Annotated in this window: 3 protein-coding genes; all 3 read right to left on the reverse strand. The window is 41.4% G+C overall.

The features are described 5' to 3' along the window. Positions 1 to 433: 433 nt before the first annotated feature. The gene (locus tag AC1DE7_RS10540; protein WP_477534333.1) at positions 434 to 10255 is read right to left on the reverse strand and encodes an amino acid adenylation domain-containing protein; all 9822 of its coding nucleotides are present in this window, start codon (positions 10253 to 10255) and stop codon (positions 434 to 436) included. A gap of 35 nt (positions 10256 to 10290) precedes the next feature. Further along, entirely contained in the window at positions 10291 to 22176 is an 11886-nt protein-coding gene (locus AC1DE7_RS10545; protein WP_477534334.1) for an amino acid adenylation domain-containing protein, read from the reverse strand. A 272-nt stretch (positions 22177 to 22448) separates the two neighbouring features. Further along, the gene (fabD, locus tag AC1DE7_RS10550) at positions 22449 to 23654 is read right to left on the reverse strand and encodes an ACP S-malonyltransferase (protein ID WP_477534335.1); all 1206 of its coding nucleotides are present in this window, start codon (positions 23652 to 23654) and stop codon (positions 22449 to 22451) included. Positions 23655 to 23864 lie beyond the last annotated feature (210 nt).

The raw sequence follows: 23864 nt of genomic DNA on the forward strand, positions 1-23864 counted from the left end.
TTATTATATATCGGTCAGAAGGGTGGAATTGTTAAAAGGTCGATCACAATGTTGATCCGACCACGTCAGAAGCTTTATTTCTCCATCTACAGTAATTTTCCAGCTATCATCATTAACGGAGCATAAAAAGTGGATGCCATAAGTCATGAGCATGACTGAGGACATCCCTTATTAAAGTTATTTTATTCTAATGAACCTGGCACACGCTATTCGCTCTGATTTGCACAGGTCTGTGGTGTAACGAATCACAGAGACGTTATTTCGTCGATTGGGTCGATTTTTAGGTTCTGACACCCTGATATGATGAAATAACGTTACTGAGGTTCGTTTAAGTTTGCCATTCACATCGAATCTACCTATTAATACGCGTCAGATTCGTTAGCGCTTTGAGTGAGGAGGAAACTCACTTTTGGATCGGCCCATTACTTGTGCATTAATAACTGTTCGACGTACTCAATGCAAGTTCGTTGATTTTAACTTCCGGGTTACTTACCACCTGTTGAATCATGGAAATAAAGTGTTTTTGAATCTGTTCAACGGTAGATGGGTCATACACATTGGCATTATACATCAATATGATCTTCATATTTTCATGGGGTTTGACAATCAAGGTAAAATCAAAACTATTATGTTCTGTACCCCCAACATTCATAATCTCAAGCGGTGTTTCACCTTTCTGACCCAGACTCTCCATTCGGTTCTCTACCGGGAAGTTCTGATATACAACAACATGGTTAATCAGAGATTGTTTTTGCTTGGTCAGATTTTGAATATCATATAACGAATACGTATCATATGCATGTGACTCCACAGCTTGTGCCTGATTCCTTTTCATTAGAGATATAAATGACTCATCGACCTGAGCCTGGATACGAACAGGAATCGCATTAATAAATAATCCAATCATGCTTTCGATCCCAGGAATGACAGGTGGTCTGCCCGATACCACACTTCCGAATACAACATCGTTGCTTTCATTGTATTGCTGCAACAATACACCCCAGACCGTCTGCACTAACGTATGGAGAGTAACATGTTGCTGTTCCGCAATCTGTTTCATTTGCTCGATTAGTACATCATCCAAATAACAGTTTAACGTTCTGGAATCCTGTCTTTCATGTTTCGGTTTGATTTTTTCTCCAGGCAATTTCGTTTGTCCTTCATAACCCTTCAGGTAATGAGTCCAATACGTTATTGCACCTTGATGATCTTGCTGTTCCAGCCATTCAATGAATTGACTATATGGGGTTAATAGAGTCACTTGAGGCTTTCTATTTTCCCGAATCGCAAAATAATTCTCAAATATCTCTTTGCTTACCAGAGACATACACCAGCCGTCCATCAAAATATGGTGAAAACTCCATATGACGCGGTATTCCTCATGGTTTGTTCGTAAAACAGACATACGTATTAGCGAATCTCGTTGTAAGTCAAATCCTCTTGCCTTGTCCTGCTCGATATACTCGTCAACATACGTTTTACGTTGCAGCTCACTTGTGCCAGCTACAACTTCATAGTTAAATTCAAATTTCTTCTCTTGATACACAATTTGAAGAGGGATGTCCACGAAATCACTGTAAAAATTAGTTCTTAATATCGCATGCCTTTGCATTAATTGATCCAAACTTTGCGCAAAAGAGGTAACATCCAAATCTCCATGCATATCAAACATGATTTGTACAAAGTAAGCGCCAGAAATTGGATTCCGTTCACTTTCGTACAGCATTTCCTTCTGTAATGGTGTAAGTGGGTACACATTTTCGATTCGACCGATGTGCCCAGTTTGTTCCACGATTTGATCCAATTGATCAATGGTTAATGACTTGCATGAAATATCACTTGGCGTCAGCTCGGTTTGTTCCTTCGTTACACAATGTTCAACGACTCTATTAAGACCTTCCTTATAGAGAAAAGCCAATTGCTCCATCGTTTCCCGGCGATATTGTTTTGAACTATAGTTGATGGACAGCGACAACCGACCCTCTGTAACAATGCCATTGATATTCAGCACAAATGGTCTCTTGTTGTTTTCACTTACAGATGGCCCGCTGGAATAATGCGAGAATTTAATACCATCTTGGCCCGAATCCTGATTCACCTGTCCCATATAGTTGAAACTAATTTCGGGATTTTTCTCTAACTTGAATTCTTCATCTCCATGTGACAAATACCTCGAAATCCCGTGACCAATGCCTTTGGTTGGAATCTGACGCAGTCCTTCCTTAACGGTCTTAATCTTCCTTGATAAGTCAGCCCCGGACTCCATCGTAATCATAACGGGGTACATGCTCGTAAACCATCCCACTGTACGCGTAATGTCCAGCTCTGGCAGGATGTCTTCTCTACCATGCCCTTCCAGATTTACGAGGATTTTTCCCATGCCTGTCCAATCATGAACAGCCATTCCTAATGCGGTTAGCAATATATCATTAATTTCCGTATGGTACGCATGATGTGTTTGCTTTAATAATTGCTCGGTTTCCGCTGCGGTCCAATGAATGGTGATCGTTTCACTATCTTTGCCAATCGTCTCATCACAATCCATATCTTTAGGCAGCGGGCTTAGCTGGGCCTGCTCCACTCGACTCCAGTATTGATTGTCTTGCTTCATCGCCGGGCTGTCTGCAAACGTCGACAATTGTTCTGCCCATTGTTTAAACGAGGTCGTTTTTTGAGGAAGCCGGATTTCTTCACCTCTCAAGAACTGGTCTTGCCCTGTCTGAATATCTTCATATAAAATACGCCATGATACCCCGTCTACCAACAAATGATGAATGGCAATAAGCAGGTGATCCCCTTCAGCACATTGGAACAACCCAAGTTTGATCAAAGGTCCGTGAGACAGATCCATACCACTCTGAATTTCTTTTGCTTTATTTTCAATGAACGATGCAGGATCTGCTTCTGTTTTGAGGTCAACGATTTCAAGGCTGTATAATCCTTCTTCGTCTGCCCCTCGATTCCACGCTTCATATCCGCCCTCAGGCGCTTGTCGATAAAGGATGCGGAGAGCATCATGCTGTTTCACGATCTTATCCATGATGCTGTGAATGAAGCGGACATCAAACCCTTTTTCACGAAAGAACATCATTTCCTGATTGTAATGATGTGCGTCCACCATATTTTGATCAAAGAACCAGCGCTGAACAGGTGTCAGCATCACTTGTCCCGTAACTTCCCCTTGGTCAGAAATAGTGCTCACGGATGTAACGTGTTCACTCAACTCCGCTACTGTCGGATAGGTGAAGAAATGCTTCATTTCCACTTTATACCCTGCTTGAAGCAGTCGTGAGGAAACTTGAATACATTTAATCGAATCGCCCCCGAGTTCAAAGAAATGATCTGATGTGCTAACCTTTTGAACACCAAGCACAGCTTCCCAGGCAGCGACAATCGCTTGTTCTACAGCGTTCTGCGGCGCCATATACTCGGTCCCTTTTTGCATATGTTCTTGTGGAGATGGCAATGCCTTACGGTCAACCTTCCCATTGGAAGTTAACGGTATATACTCTAATTGAACAAAATAAGACGGGATCATATAATCCGGAATTTCATGAGATAATGCCATTCTGATTTTCTTCGCTGTCAGTGAGCTGTCGCCTTTCCAATACGCACACAACTGCTTCGAACCATCCTTATGCTCACGGGCAATAACGACTGCTTCCTGAATGGAGTCTATTTGCAAGAGCGCAGTTTCCACTTCGCCAAGCTCAATTCGGTAACCGCGAATTTTCACTTGATGATCGATTCGTCCCAGATATTCAATATTTCCATCCGACAGCCATCTTGCGGCATCTCCTGTGCGATACATTTTCCCTTTTGTAATCCAGGGATGATCAACAAATTTCTCTGCGGTTAAATCAGGCCGGTTCAGATAACCTCTGGCAAGGCCCTCACCTGCTACAACTAATTCTCCCTGAACACCGATCGGTTGAATGCGTTGATGTTGATCCAAAATATAGGTCTGCAACGTTGGGATTGGTTTTCCAATATTGCTCTTTCCAGCATGTATTTCAATGTCGGTTATTTCCTTATACGTTACATGAACCGTTGTTTCGGTTATCCCATACATATTAATTAACTGGATAAATGGATATTTCAGCTTCCAATCCTTCAATAACACGGGATTGAGGGCTTCTCCTCCAAAAATCACTTTTCTTAATTTCAGATCTGTTGCATGACCTGCCAGTTCTTCCTGAAGAAGATGATAGAAATACGTTGGCGTTTGATTCAATATCGTCACTTGCTCGATTTTTAACAATTGTAGAAATTGTTCCGGACTTTTTGCCGTCATTTGAGGTACGATAACCAGTTTTCCTCCATAGAGCAATGCCCCGTACATTTCCCATACCGAAAAATCAAAACAAAAGGAATGGAATAATGTCCATGTATCTGATGCATTAAAATCAAACATATTTTTACTGTTGAACAACAATCGCACCACATTTTTATGTTCAATACATGTCCCTTTTGGTTTACCTGTCGTTCCTGAGGTATAAATTACATATGCCAGGCCTGTTGGTGCAGCAGTCATTCCCAAATTGGAATGATCTTCATGATAGGACTCAAGTAGATCCAGGCAAACGACCTCTCCTGCAAAAGAGATGCGTTCTTGCAAATGACTTTGCATTAATAATACATGTACACCCGAATCCTCAAGCATGTAGTTTATACGATCCTCCGGATATTCAGGATCAATCGGCACGTATGCGCCACCCGCTTTCAAAATCGCAAGGATTCCTACAACCATGTCTAGCGAACGATCAGCGATGATCCCGATTAACTGATCATTTTGAATGCCTTTAGCCTTCAACGTTCTTGCCAATTGGTTGGCTTTCTCGTTCAGCGTTTGATAGGTTAAATGTCGATCATCATATACAACCGCAACGTTTTCGGGAGTTCTTACTGCTTGTTCCTCAAACAGTCCATGAATTGTCTTGTCCATTGGATATTCAGCCATAGAATCATTAAACTGTTCCAAAATTTGTGTTTTCTCCTGTGTTGTGGTCAAGTCAATGTCATGGATCGGAATATTCGGATTGTTGACCACTTGCTCCAACATCTGAATCAAGTGACCTTGAATGCGTTCTACGCTTGCCCGGTCATAGACATTAGCATTGTAATAGAACATACATTTCATGGATTGGCCTGGTTTGATAATCAGGTTAAAGTCATAATTTGTTTGTTCATCTGCTTCTACATTCGTAATCCGAAGAGCTGTCTCTTCCTCATCCCCAAACTGTTCCATAATGCCCTGTACAGGATAATTTTCGAATATCAGGATATGATCAATCAAATTTTGCTTTTGCGATGTTTCCGCTTGAATCTCGTATAACGGATACGTGTCATGTGGATGCGAAGCGACAGCTTGTTCCTGATTCCGCTTCATAACCGCTGCAAATGTCTCGTTACCTTGAGTCTGAACGCGTACAGGAATGGTATTGATGAATAAACCAATGATTCGCTCAACTCCAACAATCGCCGCAGGTCTGCCCGACACCACGCTTCCGAATACAACATCCTCACTGCCGTTATATATCTGTAGCAACATTCCCCAGGCTGTTTGCATAAACGTATTCAGTGTCACCTGATTCTGACTGGCCACTTGTGCGATTTGTCCGGTTAATTCCTGACTTAATGTACAAATCATATGCTCTGAATGATATTCATCACTCTTCGTAATCGAATGTTCTTTTGGCAAAGTGGTCTGCTCATCATAACCTTGCAGATAGTCACGCCAGTATTTCAGGGATTCTTCATGATCTTGGTTGTCCAGCCATTCAATATAGTGTTTGTATGGAATCGTACTCTTTGCCTCCAGTTTTCGTTGTTCCTGAATAGCAAAGTATCCATCAAACAACTCCTGGATTACAAGAGACAGGCACCAGCCATCCATCAAAATATGATGATAATTCCAAATGAAACGATAGGTTTGGTCATGCGTTTGCAAAATCGAGATACGCATTAACACATCCTGAGACAGGTCGAAACCTTTTATTTTATCTGCTCTTGTATAGTCTGCCACGTATGCTTCACGATCTTTTTCATTCATCTCACGCAAATCTTCGTATATTAGCCCATTACGTTTATGACGGTATACCACTTGCAGAGGCCCATTCTTCCATTTGCTATGAAAATTTGTTCTGAGAATCGAATTACGCTGCATCAACTGATCCAGACTCTTCGTAAAAGCTTCCACGTCTAACGAACCATGAAGATCCAGCGTGGTTTGAAGGAAATACGCTTCAGACTTTGAATGAAGCAAATGATGAAAGAACATCCCATTTTGCATCGGTGACAAAGCATATATATCTTCGATTTCACCAATGTGTTCCGATTCTTGAACAAATCCTTCTAATTCTTCAATCGTAATTCCTTTTAACGTTAAATCACTTGGTGTACATTCCGGCTTCTCTTTTGTCACACAATGCATCACTATTTCTTGCAGATGATCTCTAAAATATGTTACCACTCGCTCCATCGTTTCTTTTTGATATTGGGTGCGACTATACCGAAGTGACAACGTCAATTTGCCTTCCACAATTAAGGCATTCATATCGATAACAACATTTCTTCTGTGTTTGTCGCTTGCTGTTGCTCCGCCTGGATAGGGAGAGATCTGCATCCCGCTATTCTGAAGATCCTGATCAAATTGACCCAAATAGTTAAAACTAATTTCAGGATTCAAGGTAAAGGGCGTTTCTTGCTGAAGTGCACTTAAATATCGTAAAATACCATAACCAATCCCTTTTTTAGGGATTTGACGAATCATTTCTTTGTTTGTTTTGATGAAAAGAGACATATTTGAACTTGCTTCTATATCAAGTACAACCGGATACTGGCTCGTAAACCATCCGATCGTTCGTGTAATATCGAGATCCGGTAAAATTTGTTCTCTTCCATGTCCCTCCAGATTGACCAGCACTTTATCCATACCCGTCCATTGGTGAATAGACATGCCTAATGCATGGAGCAGCAAATCGCTAATTTCCGTTTTATACGCACGATTCGCTTGTTTTAATAATTGCTCCGTTTCTGCCGCTGACCATTCCATCGTGATTTCTTCACTGTCTTTTTCCAGTGCATGATCCGCTTCGAAATCTGTAGGTAACGGTTTATAGGTTACTTGTTCAATTTCATTCCAATAGGCTAGCTCTTGCGTTATCGCATCACTGTTGGCATACAACTGGAGCTGTTCTGCCCATAATTGGAAGGAAGCCGTTTTTTGCGGTAGTTGAATGGATTCTCCCTCACTTAATTGTTCATAGCCCCTCGATAGGTCTTCAATCAAAATTCGCCATGAAACTCCGTCGATGACTAGATGATGAATAACGATGAGTAAATGATCTCCGTCTGCACATCGAAATAAGCCCAGCTTCATCAAGGGCCCACGTTCCAACGTAAACGTGCTTTGCATTTCATTTGCCTTCTTATCGATTTCTTGAGACGGATCTGCTAATGACTTGAAGTTCATCACTTCAAGTGTATATAAGGGTTCCCTTGCCAACCCTTCATTCCACGCTTCATACCTCTGCTCCGTATGGCGATATACCATACGAAGTGCATCATGATGCTCACTCAGTTTATCGAATACACCGCGAAGTGTGGCTTCGTGAAAACCTTCTTTCCGATACAACATCACGGACTGATTATAATGATGAGCGTCCACCTTGTATTGCTCAAAAAACCAATGCTGGATTGGAGTCAGCATCACTTTTCCAATGATGATTCCCTGTTCTGACAGGGTACTTATGGGTTGAACATAGGGAATCAAGCTTGCTATGGTTGGATTTTTAAACAGATGATCCATCTGCACCTGGTAACCTGCTTGATATAACCTCGAAGAGACTTGAATGGATTTAATCGAATCTCCTCCAAGCTCGAAGAAATTATCCAAAATCCCGATGTTCTCTACCCCAAGTACCTCTTCCCAGATCGATACAAGTTGTTGTTCCACCATCGTTCGGGGTGCTTCGTACTCCATGCCCTTCAACATATGTTCTTTGGGAGCAGGCAAAGCTTTGCGATCGATTTTCCCGTTAGACGTGAGCGGCATCTGAGCCAGCTGTACAAAATAGGACGGAATCATGTAGTTTGGCAGCTTCTGGGACAGCGCCTCCCGCAGTTCCCCGATCGTGATTGAGTCCTCCCCTACCAGGTACGCACATAATTGTTTGGTTCCTGTTTCATCTTCTCTGGCTATGACGATGGCCTCTTTTATCTGGGTACTATTTAGAAGAGCCGTCTCCACTTCACCAAGTTCAATCCGGTGTCCACGAATTTTCTCTTGATGATCTACCCTTCCTATATACTCTATGTTCCCATCGGGTAGCCATCTTGCGAAGTCACCTGTCTTGTACATTTTTGCTCCCGAAACAAATGGATCATCCACGAATTTCTCCGCCGTCAGATCTGGACGGTTCAAGTAACCTCTGGATAGCCCTGCTCCGGCTACACATAATTCTCCCTGAACTCCAATAGGCTGCAATTCATTCCGTTCTCCTAAAATGTAGACTCTATTGTTCGCAATAGGCTTCCCGATTGAGATATTTTGATCTGCCGACTTGATCGACAGAACTGTGGATACAACACTATTTTCAGTTGGACCGTATTCATTACACACTTCGATGCGTGGATTGATGCGCTGCAATTTGTGTATTAAGGCAGGAACAATCTTCTCTCCCGCAGCCACCACATTTTTCATGGATGTCCAATCTTCCGCGCTTACTTGTTCCAATAGGGTCATCAAGAAACTGGGTGGACTTTGGATATGCGTGATTTGCTGTTTTTTGACCATCTTATTGATGGCTATAGCATCTTTACACTGTTGCTGGTTTAACAAATACACTGTCGAGCCAGATATCATCGGACCAAAGAAATGAGTAATAAATGAATCAAAAACGAATGGATTCAGCATTATTACCCGATCATCTCCGGTAAAATGATAAAAATCCGATTTCCATTGCAGGGAATTCACAATGCTGGCATGTTCAATCATTACGCCTTTGGGATGACCTGTTGTTCCAGACGTGTAGATCATGTATGCCAAATCACTGGAGATCGCTCCATCTTCCAAATTTAAATGATCATCATAATGATTTATTTCAGAATCCAGAATGACACATGTCCCTGCAAAATGTTCAGGTTCCTGTATATGACTTTGATGCAGCAACCAAGCCACTTTTGAATCCTCAAGGATGTAATGAATACGGTCTGCCGGATATTCCGGATCGATTGGGACATATGCCCCGCCAGCTTTTAGAATACCGAATAAACCTATGATCATCTCAAGTGAGCGCTCTGCCATAATGCCAACGAACTGACCCGCCTGCACCCCCTTAGCTTGAAGCAATCGGGCCAATTGGTTGGATTTTTGATTTAACTCTCTGTACGTTAACTGTCTATTCTCAAATACGACTGCCGGATGGTCCGGTGTTCGTTCCACCTGTTCTTCAAATAATTGATGCATCGTCTTGTTCTGTGGATACTCAACCCTTGTATCGTTAAAGTCATATAACAGCTTGTTTCGATAAAACTCTGATAACATATCAACTTGACTTAACTCCAGATCAGGTTGGTTTAGAACTACGGAAAACAATTGGTCAAGATGCTCTACAATTTGTACCATATAATCGCGATCATAACGATCATCATCATAAACTAATCTTAACTGAATGAAGTCGTTCTTGAGATCAAAGTGGAACATTGTCGCCGCTTTTACGTTATTTTCATCAAGGGCAGGATGAATTTCATTTAACGAAACCAAGGTATGAATTAGAGGTACATGGTTCGAATCATACTGAACATTTAAACGTTCAACCATTTTTCTGAAAGGGATTCGTTGATGCTGAATGGCTTCAGTTAAACTTGCCTTCACTTGATTAAATAAGGATTTGAATGACATCACATGATTGATATTATTTTTTAAGACAAGAACCTTATTCGAGAGCGATAGATCATTGTTCTTTTCTTCCATCGTTGGTATGCCAATAATCATCTTGGTTTCATTCGTGTATTTATATAACAGACACTGAACTCCCGTTAATAAGATCGTATAGATCGCCATAGGAGCATTTCGCGACATGGACTTGATTTTATGTGAAACATCGGCTGACAAAGACTTATATATATCATTCTGGTGCTGCGTATCGTCTGGGTGTTTGGAGGTTGTCTTGCAATAAGGCAAATGAACAAGATGATCATCATCTTCAAATCGGCTTGCCCAATACGATTCCTGTTTCTTGAAAATAGACATACGGCACCCCGATCACATTTATATTTTTAGTTATTTTAGAAATCTACTTCAATTAGATCAGCCAGCGTATCCCCATCTATTAATTCTTCAACCAATTGAATCTTGTTGATTTCAATATGAGGGTCTTTGGCAATGGTTGTTAATATGACCAACAGATTTTGTGACATCGCTTCAATCGTTGTTTTCTCAAATAAAATCGTACTGTATTCAAAGGCCACTTCTAACTTGTGTTGCAATTCGGTAACATACAACGTTAAATCGAATTTGGATACTCTCGTGTTTGGTGCATAAGGCTTACAGGTTACTCCATCCATCTGAATCTCTGAAGCATCTGTATTCTGCAATACAAACATGGTGTCAAACAACGGATTCCGCCGAGCATCTTTGGTTATATTCACTTTCTCGATCAATTCCTCAAACGGATAATCCTGATTCTCATATGCGTTCAACATATTTTCTTTCACTTCCAGCAGATACTGCGTAAAAGTTTTATCCCCCGCAGGATAATTTCGAATAGCCAGTGTATTCACAAACATCCCCATAACCGGCTCAAGCTCAGCATGTGTCCTTCCTGCAATCGGCGTGCCCACGATGATATCTTCTTGTCCGCTGTATTTAGACAACAGAATGGTATAGGCTGCTAATAGAATCATATATAACGTTGTTCCTGTCAGAGCTTCCATGTTCCTTAAGCCTGGAAGGATGTCTTCCTCCAAAACAATGTCCAATACATCTCCCGCATAACTTAGGGTTTCAGGTCTTTCATAGTCTGTTGGCAGATCCAATAGCGGGATACTTTCACCAAACACAGTAAGCCAATACTTCTCCTGCTTTTTCATCCGCTCACTATGAAGTTGCATTTGCTGCCATTCAGCATAGTCCTTATATTGAATTCGAAGAGGAGACAGCTCCTCTCCCTTATAGAACTGGCTAAGTTCAGTCATCAGAAGATGCACGGATAGTCCGTCTGCAATGATGTGGTGGAGATCTACCAGCAATACATGACGCTCCTGGTGAAGTTCAATAAGTCCCACCCTCATAAGAGGTGCTTGCCCGAGATCAAATGTGCGAACAAACTGTTCAATTCGATCTTCGATCTCTACTTCCGTTGACTCGATCAATTCAATTCCAAAGTTAACTTTAGGGTATACGATCTGTTTCGGTTCTCCGTGTATGACTTTGAATCCAGTCCGAAGCGATTCATGACGATGAATCAATTGTTGGAATGCTTCTTCCAATCTGGTCCGATCAAGCCATCCTTCCAACATAAACATACCTGACATGTTGTACATGAGTTCCTTGCCAGCTTTGATGCTCATAATGTACATTCTCATTTGCGCCGAAGAAATAGGATAATATTCTTTTTCCTCCACTTGAGGAATGGAAACTGATACTTCCTGTTCCATTTGTTCAATAGATTGAGCCATCTGTTCAATGGTCTGCCATTCAAAGACGTTTCTTACCGATATGTGGATATTCAGCTTTTGATTGATTTTGGCGGCCAGCTTGGTCGCACGTAAAGAGTTGCCTCCTACATCAAAAAAACTGTCTTTTACACTGATTTTTTTCACGGCAAGCACATCCTGCCAAATAGGCAGCAACTGTTTTTCCACCCCAGTTCGGGGTTCTATATATTCACTTCCCGTTTGTATGTTTTCTTCTGGACTCGGAAGCGATTTGCGATCGATTTTCCCGTTCGATGTCAGAGGCATGTGATCCAATTGTATAAAGTAGGCTGGTACCATGTAATTCGGCAACACCATAGAGAGGCTTTGTTTTAACTCTCCCACCGTCAGCGTGGAATCCGCTGTAAAGTATGCACATAATGATTTGTCCCCGTGATCATCCTCATGTGCAACGACGATAACTTCTTTCACATACTCTAGATCTAACAGTGCTGCTTCTACTTCTCCTACTTCGATCCGATATCCGCGAATTTTAATTTGGTGATCCATTCTTCCCAGATACTCGATATGGCCATCGGGAAGCCATCTCACCAAATCTCCCGTTTTGTACATTGTCGCTCCCTGGACAAACGGATCACGTACAAATTTTTCTGCTGTCAGCTCAGGTAAATTCAAGTATCCTCTACCAACCCCATCACCAGAGATACATAATTCCCCTACGACGCCTACAGGCTGAACTTTGCCATGTTTGTTCAATACATACAGGCGGTTATTTCCTAATGTTCGACCAATCGGTAGGTGAGCTCGTTGATTCGCTGTATCCAGGTGTTCTGGAAGTACACGGTATGTCGCAACATCCACACAACATTCTGTTGGACCGTACACATTAACTATGGTTGGAGGCGTTATATGATTGAGAGCAAATAATGATGTGATATCATTTACACTTTGCTGAGAAAGAGCTTCACCGCCAATGAGCATATATTTTAGCGATATGCCTTGAACGTTTTTTGCCTTCGATAGCAATTTCAGGTGCGCAGGTGTTCCGTCCGTCAAATCAATCTGGTGGTGCTGATAATAATTCATTAAATCTTGTCCATCCAGTACCGTGTCCTTGTCTACAATAAACAAAGCATGTCCTGACAGCAGTGCGCCAAAAATCTGCTTCACAGATGCGTCGAAATAGTAAGGCGCAAGTAAAGCGACATGCAAACCGCTAAGCTGATCATCTATAACTTGACTGTACAACGCTTTAACCAAGTGATGAACCTGACGATGTTCGATCATTACACCTTTTGGCATGCCTGTTGTGCCTGAAGTATAGATCATATAAGCCAACTGTTCGGAATTCCCCGCTGGTTCCAGATTCGACAGATTAGCTACATAGGTTTCTTCATCGTCCAAATCAATCATTTTTCCATTGAACGATACCAACTGCTTCAAATGCTCCTGCGTGACTAACAACGTTGTCCCCGAATCATGCAGGATGTACCGGATACGCTCTTCAGGAGAATCCGGATCAATCGGTACATACGCCCCGCCTGCTTTTAGAATGCCAAAGATGCCAACGATCATATCAATCGAACGATCTGTCAGAATACCTACAAATTGATCCTGCTGCACTCCCTCAGCTCTAAGCGTATATGCCAACTGATTCGCCCGTTCATTCAATTGACGATACGTCCATCGCTCATTTCCAAAACTAACAGCCAATTGATCAGGTGTCCGTTCCACCTGTGCTTCGAATAACTCCTGTATGGTCTGATCCCGGGAATATTCTATGTTGGTATCATTAAAGTCATATAAAAGAACGTCCTGCTCATGTTCAGACAGCATTTGAATATCGGACAAGGCAATATCAGGTTCGATCACAATGTCTCTGAGGATGTTGAACAGATGTGTTTTCATTCTGTCGATGGTATCCCGTTCAAACAGCTCCGTCTTGTAATTAAAGTGCATTTCCAGACACTCGTTATCATCCTCAACGATGAACATCAGATCATACAACGATACACCGACATTTAATTCTCTAACTTTAAAGCTGCAATCCTGTTCTTGCCGTTGATTCAACGCGGTATTTAAGAAGATATACATCGTATTGAAAAGTGCTGTCCCGGTTGTATCCCGATGCGTGTTTAATTTCTCTACAAGGTTGTCAAAAAGATAGTCCTGGTTATCCAATGCATCCAGGGATTGTTTTTTAATTTCCTCGAGATAGGATCGAAACGACTTATTTCCCACCGGCTGTGATCGAATTGCTACCGTCTGGATAAAGACACCTATCATATTCTCGACATCCGGATGGTTTCTTCCTGATGTTGGCGTACCTACAATCATGTCTTCTTGTGCTGTGTATTGATGAAGCAGCACATTATACGCTGCCAGTAACACCATAAACATCGTAGTTCCCGTTTGTTTCGCAAGCTTCTCCAGCGACTGCTTCAAGTGTGCGTCCAACACAAATGACAATCTTGAACCTGCCGAAGTCAAATGAGGTGTCCGAACAAAATCAGTAGGCAGATTAAGGTTCGGGAGTTCTCCTTTGAATTGATCCAGCCAATATTTTTCTTGCTGCTTATAAGACTCCCCCGCCAGAAATTCTTTCTGCCAAGCTGTAAAGTCTTTGTATTCAATCTCAATTTCCGACATGCTTCTTCCGTCATACGCATCAATCAATTCATTCGCAAGAATGCCAACGGAATAACCGTCCGATATAATATGATGCATCTCGATGAGAATCTCTGCATGGTCATCGTTTACACGAATGAATTCGGCACGTATTAATGGCGCTTTGGAGCAATCAAATGGTTTGGCAAACGCCTTAACATGTTGTTCGAATGAAGCAGAGCTTCCCTGAGATCGTTTCACTTCAAAATCAATCGTTGGAGCAATACGCTGGTAAAGCTCTCCATCCATCAGATGGAAACTGGTGCGAAAAGCTTCGTGACGGTGCACGATTTGTTCCAATGACGAAATCAATTTAGCTTCATCGATATTTCCTGTGACCGTAATATGGCCGCACATGTTCTGAAACACACTATTCGGCTCAAATTGATCCAAAAAGTAGATCCGCTGTTGTGCAGATGATGTCTCATAGAATTCCTTGACGTCCAATGCCTTAATCGGAATGAATGTTTCCTCGTTCTCGCCTGTAATCAGACTGGCCAGCTGCTTCAGACGTTGATTTTGGAAGAATTGAACGATTGAAATTTTATGTTGAAACTGCTCATGTACCTTGGATAGCATTACTGTCGCCTTGAGCGAGTTACCTCCGAGATCAAAAAAGTGATCATGTCTCCCCACTTGATCGAGGGATAATACGTCCTCCCAGATCAAAGCCAGCTTTTTCTCCACGTCATTGACTGGAGACTCGAATATGGCTGCATGATTAACGTGAGGAAGACGCTCCGTAACAAACCGATTATATATTTCCTGTAATTGGTCCTGTTGCTCGGATGAGAACAACGTCAAAGACGAAATTTCAGCCTCTGGATGACTCACCATTTTTTGCAGCAAACCCTTAAATCCTTCAGACCACAATTTCATCATCTCAGGTCCAATAAGCTCGGTATTGTAATCAAAATCCAGGTACAATTCATGGCTAACATCCGTAATATTAAGAAATAAATCGTAAGAAATATGTTTGATCGGATACGACATGAATCCAGTCTTGATATTTTCAAATTGGAGATGATGAATCGTTCTGTCCATATTGAATAAAATCCGGGTATCCGGTGCAGGCATATGAGCAAGCTGTTCGGATACGAGGGTCAATGGAACATGCTGATGCTTCATGACTAGAGCCAGCGTTTCCTTGAGCTCAAGGACATGGTCTACAACGGATTGCTTCGTTAACAAGGCATGATGAACAGGCACAATGTTGACACAGTTGCCAATGAGCGCATTTTTTCGCATATGAGACTGACCCGCTGTAGGCACGCCGATGACAAGGTGAGACTGCCCTGTTAGTTGATGCAAATATAAATGAAACGCTGCAAACATCGTTACAAACAAACTGCTCTTATTATTGATGCTTAACGTTCGCAAAGACTCTGTTAATTGATGATCCAGCTTGATGGAATATCTTTCACCGTCATATCCCTTGGGCACATCATCGGACGGTGCCGTTGGAAGTGTAATGTTGGGATAGGATAAGGAAAATTGTTCTTTCCAGAACTGGACTCCTTCGGTAAATGAGCCTTTTTCATGTTCAAGTCGTTGCCAGCTTAAATACGCTCGGAATGGAGTGGCTTCAGGTAATTGAACCGGAACTCCTCGGACCAGAGCAGAATAGGTATGTTCCAACTCTTGAATGAATACTGCAATCGACCAGCCATCTACAACAATATGATGAAATGTCAGCACCATAAGGTATTGATCAGTTGCCTTTTTAAGCAAGGTGATTCTAAATAGAGGTTCCCCAGACTGTAAATCGAAGGCTTCATTTGCATCGGCAGATAACCAATTGGAAATTTCCCGTTCTTGATCCTCACCCGCATATGCTGAGAAATCCAACCATGTACATCGAAGTTCCATTTCGGATATGATTTGTTGTGTTTCACGATCGGCATGAATGACTGTTCTCAGAGCTTCATGACGCTGTGCGATTTGATTCACGGCCTGATCCAGTGTGGAAGGTTTTATTCCACCTGTCATTTTTAAAATAACACTCTGATTTAATGCAGCATTCGCATTTTCCCCATGTAATGAAGTTAACAATAATTGTTTTTGCTCTAAAGAGAGCGGATATTCCGAAACAGGCGATTCACCAGGGATAAACCCCCACTCGCGTAGTTCATGGATCGTCTCTTTCACGATTCTGATTATCGTATCCATGTCACCCATGGAATGCACAGTTGATATAAAACAGTTACGGCCTTCCCAAATATATAAACCTTTATAAATTAAATGGTAGAAGAATAATTCCATATCTCCAAATGATATAAATCGAAATAAAGATCCATAGTTCACCATTTGCATCGGTACATTCGCTGTTTTGAAAAACGCATTTAATTCTTTTACAAGATAATCTGTTTTTTCATTTAATTCCTTATATAAAGTTCCTGCTTCGGATTGAAGATACTGCAGTACCGTTAACATCACTCTCATCGTAAGAGGGTGTGTACAGAAGGTTCCACCGACAAACGTTTTCTTATCTGCGTCGGAAGGGTAAGAATCATCACCAAAGTTCCAGGTTCCACCATCTACCGGATTCATAAATTCAGCTTTACCCGCGACTATGCCAATAGGCAACCCGCCACCGACCACTTTTCCATACGTAACCAGATCTGCTTGAACCCCAAACCAATCCTGTGCTCCACCCAGACCAATTCTAAATCCAGTGATGACTTCATCAAAAATAAGTGCAGTCCCAGTTTGATTTGTTATTTCTCTAAGTTCCCGTAAGAATTGTGTTGGCTGCATATCAGGTCTTCGACTTTGCACCGGCTCTACAAGCACAGCAGCCAATTCATCACCCAGGTTCTGAATCATATCCAGTGATTGCGGATGGTTATAATTAAGAATAATCAAATCATCCATAGCGCTATTTACAATACCAGGAGCCATAGGCAGCGCAGACGATAAAGCATCCCCAGGATTCGCTACACCCAACACCCCATCATGTGTACCATGGTATGATCCAGAAAATAATACAACTTTGGAACGCCCTGTTGCTGCCCTCGCTAAACGAAGTGCAACCATAACAGCTTCTGTTCCTGAATTATAAAATGCGACACGCTCTACACCTGTCAACTCGGAAATTTTTGTTGCAACATCTCCTGCCAAATCTGACATAGGGCCCAATGGAGGCAATTGTTCCTGGAGGCTGTCTGCTATTACATTTTGAATAAAAGCTGGATTATGACCAAATAGATTTACACCAAATCCCATCGTCAGATCCAAATACTCATTCCCATCCAGATCCCATAACTTAGCTCCCTCTGCACGAGTTGAAATAATGGGATACACCATTTCCTTCCAATACGAGCGAAATCCAGATACATTGCGATTATTCGCATGAACCAAACGTGTTTGGCCTGTTTTTAATTTGGAGCCTTTGGTTCTTGCGGTATACTTTGTTACAAACTGTTCAACATACTGGTTCTGAAGCGGTGATAATCCGCTCTCTTCATGAATCTTCAACGATTGATACGGTATAAAAGGTTTAGCTTCCTTTGATTCCGAATTGGGTTGGATCTCTTTGGTTGGTTTGGTTTCATGATGTTTCATTTCCGGAAGCGGGGATTGAATTGTATTCACTTGCTCGCCTAACAGCACATTCAAACTTTTTAATTGGGACTCCATGAGCTGAATGGCAGACATCACAATTTGCTCCGAGACATTCCCTGATGATTTTGCCGTGTTTATATTGTTCACAGATGCCAGATTTCGTTGTTCAGTACGCTCCTGATCGGTTTCATTCTTTATGTTCTCAGATACATCATGTTGTTTTATATTCTCTGACACATACTTAACTAAGGAATTAATATTTGTAAGGGTTTCAAAAAACATTTCCATCGGGATATCCAAACGGAACAGCTCTGAGATCTCCTTCTGAATCTGCACAAGAATGATGGAATCCAGTCCCATTTGGAGAAAATGAGCTTGATGATCCAGCTCTTCCAACTTCAAACCAGATGCACGACTGATGCTTGTTTTAATCTTTAATTCAATATCGTTTGTATTCATCTCCATTTGAACCTCATTCCTCTCTGACCTATGTCCCGCTGGTATCGTATGTTTGACTTCAATCCAACACCGCTTCTGCTCAAATGGATATAGAGGCAATGGAATTTTCCGAATGACTTCATGATTATAAAACCTTTCCCAATCAATCACTGACCCCAGTGTAAATAACTGACCGAGTTCATTTAAAGATTCTGCCTTTCCCCGAGCATAGAGATGATCGCTAACAAGCGTTTTGTCTTTTTTGGCATAACCAAAATAAACATATGGCAGTTTACCCTCTCCGCTTGCAATTCGTTTCAATTTTTCATGTAATTCTTGTGTACTCGTGACTATGATGGCAAGCCGATAATCCAGATTGGCCCTTCCCGTACTGGCTGTATAACAGATTTGTTGAATGAAAACATCCGTGTGATCGGTTAGATATTCATGATACGTTCTGACCAATTCATCCAGCGCCCGTTCCGTGGCAGCAGACAGAACAAATAGATGAGGCTCTTGGGACATTCTTTTATCTACGGTTGGGGAAGGAACATATTCTTCGAGAACCACATGCGCATTGGTACCACTGAAACCAAAAGAACTAACCCCGCATCGTAATGGACCCTCTTTTTCACCAAAAGCCATTAGTTCCTGATTCACATAAAAAGGTGAAGCTTCAAACTTAAGCAGGGGATTAGGCTTGTCAAAGTGAACCAATGGTGGAATCTTTCTATGTTGAAACATAAGAATAGATTTAATTAATCCAGCGATCCCCGCCGCTTCAAAACCATGTCCAATGTTAGCTTTGGCAGATCCGATTGCACAAAATTGTTTCCGATCCGTATATTTCTCAAAAGCTTTACGCAAAGCATTGAACTCAACCGGATCACCTAATTTTGTTCCTGTTCCATGTGCTTCAATAAAGTTAAGCGTATCAGGAGAAATGCCGGCTTCTTTCCATGCCTGTTCGATCACATTGGTCTGTGACTCCGGGTTAGGTGCTGTGATTCCTACCGTCTTTCCATCCTGATTAATCGCACTTCCCTTAATCACACCATAGATATGATCCCCGTCCTTAATCGCTTGCTGCATTGGCTTCAACATGACCGACCCAACACCTTCGCCAAATCCCGTGCCGTTGGCATCTTCGCTAAACGTTCTCGTCAATGCATCTGGAGATTCCATATCCAGTCCGATACTTATCGGTAATAATGCCGTTCGAATGCCGCCTGCGATTGCCATTTCACAGTCTCCAGCGAGCAATCCTTTACATGCCATGTGAACAGCAACAAGTGAGGAGGAACAAGCGGTATCAATCGTTAAGGCCGGGCCTTTTAAATTCAAGAAATATGCAATTCTGCTCGCCAGTACAGATGGTAAATTTCCAATGATATAATTTTTGAGTTCTGCGGGGTAACTCGCCGTCACGAGCCGTTCGTAATCATACCCAACTTTGGAATACCCCACGTACACGCCCACATTTCTTCCATTGATTCCTTCCCCTGCATACCCAGCGTCTTCAATCGTATGCCATGCCGTTTGCAAGAATATCCTTTGATTCGGGTCCATAAATTGTGCAGTTTTTGGGGTTATGCCAAAGAAAGAATAGTCGAATTGATCAATCTGATCCAAGTAACCACCCTTGATCCATTGAACTTCGCTCATTTCACTTCGCATGGATTGTATATAATCCGCTGCGTCTTTTATCCGACTTTCCGGGTAGTCCCGAATGTTATGCGTTCCATTTTCCAAAACACGCCAAAAATCGCTTGCATTTGATGCACCAGGGAGATTCAAAGCCATACCGATAATAGCAATATCTTTGGATGGCGTATGATCCTCTTGAGTTTTGTTGACTTGCATGGTCTCGCTGTAGCCTCTAGCCAGATATGCTGCCAATTCAGTTATCGAGGGATAGGTAAAGAGGTCCGTAACAGCAAGCTCTTCTCCGTATTTTTGTTCTATACGTTCAGCGATTTGGGCCAGCTGTAATGAAGTTGCACCCATATCAAAATAGCTATCCTCAAGTTCAACCTTTTTCCCAACCAGCACTTCAGAAAATAGTGAAGTTAATTCATGTTCTATGACTCGAACCGAAACAGCAGCCTTTCCCTTTGCCTTGTCATTGTCATTCTTGATCCAGTCATGGATGAATGCAAATTCTGTTGAGAATTTGCCTGCTTCATACTGCTTGGCTAACTGATACCGCTGGATTTTCCCACTTGTTGTTTTGGGTAATTTTTTGATGGGCAGTACCTCTTTGACACTCCATCCCCCATGTTTATATAGATGTCTTTTGATTTCTTTAACAAGCGTCAAGAAGTGTTCGATCTTTTTTTTGTACACGACAAACACAATAATTTCTTCACTTTGACTATTCGAATCATACACACCACAAGCAGCAACTCTTCCGAGTTCAATATCATCTAATTGTATGGCGACACGTTCAATGTCATGGGGATATACATTTTTACCATTGATAAAGATAATGTCTTTTTCCCGCCCTGTTACAACCAGTTTTCCGTTCATGATAAAACCCAGATCTCCTGTATTCACCCATCCGTCGTGCGTTAATAACTTCTCCGTTGCTAGTGAATTATTATAATAACCTTGGGTGACGTTATCCCCCTTGATTTGAATTTTTCCAATAACCAAATCGGGAACACTGTTCATTTCCTCATCGCAAATTCTAACATGGCAATAATCAATTGCTTCGCCAACGGCAACAAATGATGCCACATGTTCAGCATGTTTCTTGACTTCGATGACACGCTCCCCTAAGTTCAGATGATCCCGGTGAACGTACACCGCAGTAAACTCTTCTTCTACCTTGGGAAAGGAGACGGCAACAGAGGCCTCTGCTAATCCATATACGGTAAACATGGCTGTTTTCTTTAATTGATATGCTGACAATACATTTAGGAATTCATCACACACTTCGGGTAATATAGGTTCCGCCCCATTATAAATGACTCTGACAGATGACAGATCCCATCCCTCCGCTTTGTCTTCGCGAAAGAAATTCAGGAAGTATTTATAACCAAAGTTAGGAGAAGACAGTATGGTTGCTTTGTGTTCATTTACTTTTTTCATCCATAGAATCGGTTTGCGAATAAATAATTCCGTTGGGAGCAAGTACTGATGAATTCCTGCCACGAGGGGTACGAGATGAAATCCAATCAAACCCATATCATGGGTAAGGGGCATCCAGGAGAGAAAACTATCGTTTGAACTAATTTGTGTGCCATTAATAGCAGCACAAGTATTATAAATCAGGTTTCGATGGGTGAGCATAACGCCTTTGGGATCACCGGTTGATCCAGAAGAAAATTGAATAAATGCCAAGTCATCAGACTGAGGTTCAACTATATTATTAATAGATTCATAATGATATATGGTGTCTTGGATCAGATCCGTTCTGACTTCTAATTGATGATGGAAATCAAGCATGTCATGTTCCAAAACAAATCTCTTCATTTTATCCAGCACCTTCTCAGATGCAATCATGAAAGGGTTATTTAGCAAATTCCAAATACGGCATACTTTCAAGTTTTGTTCTTCATCTTCACCAATACTTACAGGGATAGGGATCATTCCACCGAGTATACAAGCCCAGAATGCGACTAAAAACCGTTTGTTTTCTTGAATCTGAAAAATAATCTCTTGTTTAGGTTTAATTCCGATGGCTTGTAGATAACCTAAATACCCTTGTGCCTCAGTAAATAATTGATGATAAGATATAAAAGTTTCACGTTTGTCCGCATCGATAAAACGAATACCGCGGTCGGTTATTTTACCTCTGTCGCGGATAATATCCACTAGTGTTTGAAACTGATTAGTATACATATCTCTCCTCCAAATGAATCATCTCTAACATGCTTATCTAATTATTTACACATATTTCAAGCAAAATTTTACCATAGAAATATATGTAAAATCAATCAGTTTATTGTTACTATATGGTAAAAAATAGAGATTGATTTGTGGGTTATTGACATATTTATTACCAAATATCTGAAGCTTCAACAAGTTCAGATGCATTAAAGGACAAAAAGACTACCTTATAAAAAGGCAGTCTGTTGCTGTAATATAGATCTTGCAAAAGCACAGATCGAGTACTAGATTGCATCAATCAACGCGGTTCCATCCAATGGAATATTTTTTGCTATAATAATGGAATGACATACCTGTAGAGCATCATTTATCTCTTCTTCACTAAGTTCATATTCATTGTTGTTTACTTGTTCCTTTGCCCGTTGTAATTGGTGAAACAATGGCTCAACCGTTTGGGTGTATGATATCGAATCAGGGTTATAATTCCGTGAAATGAGTGCGGTTACTATAAGTTCTGATAACAACTTTTTACGAATTGTTAAGCGTTTATTTTTCCTTTCTTGTGTATTTGTAAGCATTAGTAAATCGGAAGGCTGACTTAGCGAGTAAGGTACAATACGCTTCGTTATTTTACTCATAAGACTAACTAACACATGTTTAGAACCCAACTCTATAACTTCAGTAACCCCATTTGCAACCAGATAGAGCATAGACTCTGACCATCTTACAGGCATCGTCATCTGCATGGTTAAATAATCCACGACAGATCGATCAGACTCATAGGGTGCTGCTGTAACGTTGGAAATAACCGGGTATTTTGCATGGGCATATTGATATTGATCCAATTCAACTTTGAATTGTTCTGCTGCGGTTTGCATCATGGGAGAATGATAGGGACCACTTACATTGATATAAGATTGTTTCGTTCCCAGGGTTTCTGTCCTTTTAATAATTTCTTGTATAGAGTGCCGATGTCCCGAAATGACAAACTGCTGGTCAGCGTTCATACAAGCCACACAAGCAGGACGTCCGATCGTGGAAACTTGTTCGCATATGTTTTGAAGTGAATCTAAATGAACACCTGAAATGGCTGCCATGGTACCTTTCTGATCCGGGTCTGCATTGTGCATAATGATACCTCGTTGTCTTACCAGTTTAATGGCGTCATGAAATGAGAGAACACCTGCGCATACCAGAGCCGAATATTCTCCCAAACTATGCCCAGCCAAATAAGCGGGTTCCATCCCTATTTCTTGCATATACACCTGATATGCTATGACACTAACAGTCAAAAGTGCAGGCTGAGCGTTCATCGTCATTGTCAAATCAGCCATGCTACCTTCAAAACATAACTTTCTCAAATCGAAAGAAATGGCATCACTGGCTTCTTCAAATAACTTCTTAGCCACATCGAAGTTATTCCAAAAGTCTCTACCCATCCCAACCATCTGAGAACCTTGTCCAGGAAACAACAGAGCTACATTACTCATCCAGCATCCTCCATGTATCAACTTTATATTTCATGCACTTCGACAAACGAAAACCAATAAATTCCTTGTTTGCAAAATTTATATTAAACTTTCATTAGGAGTTATGCAATAACAAAGTCAAAAGGAGGGGCATCTATTTCTATTAACGGAAAAAAATTCGTCATTCTTTTTGGGCTCCTTAATGCAAATAGACACCCCCATTGAGGAGAT

Source organism: Paenibacillus sp. 10L310, assembly GCF_056395745.1.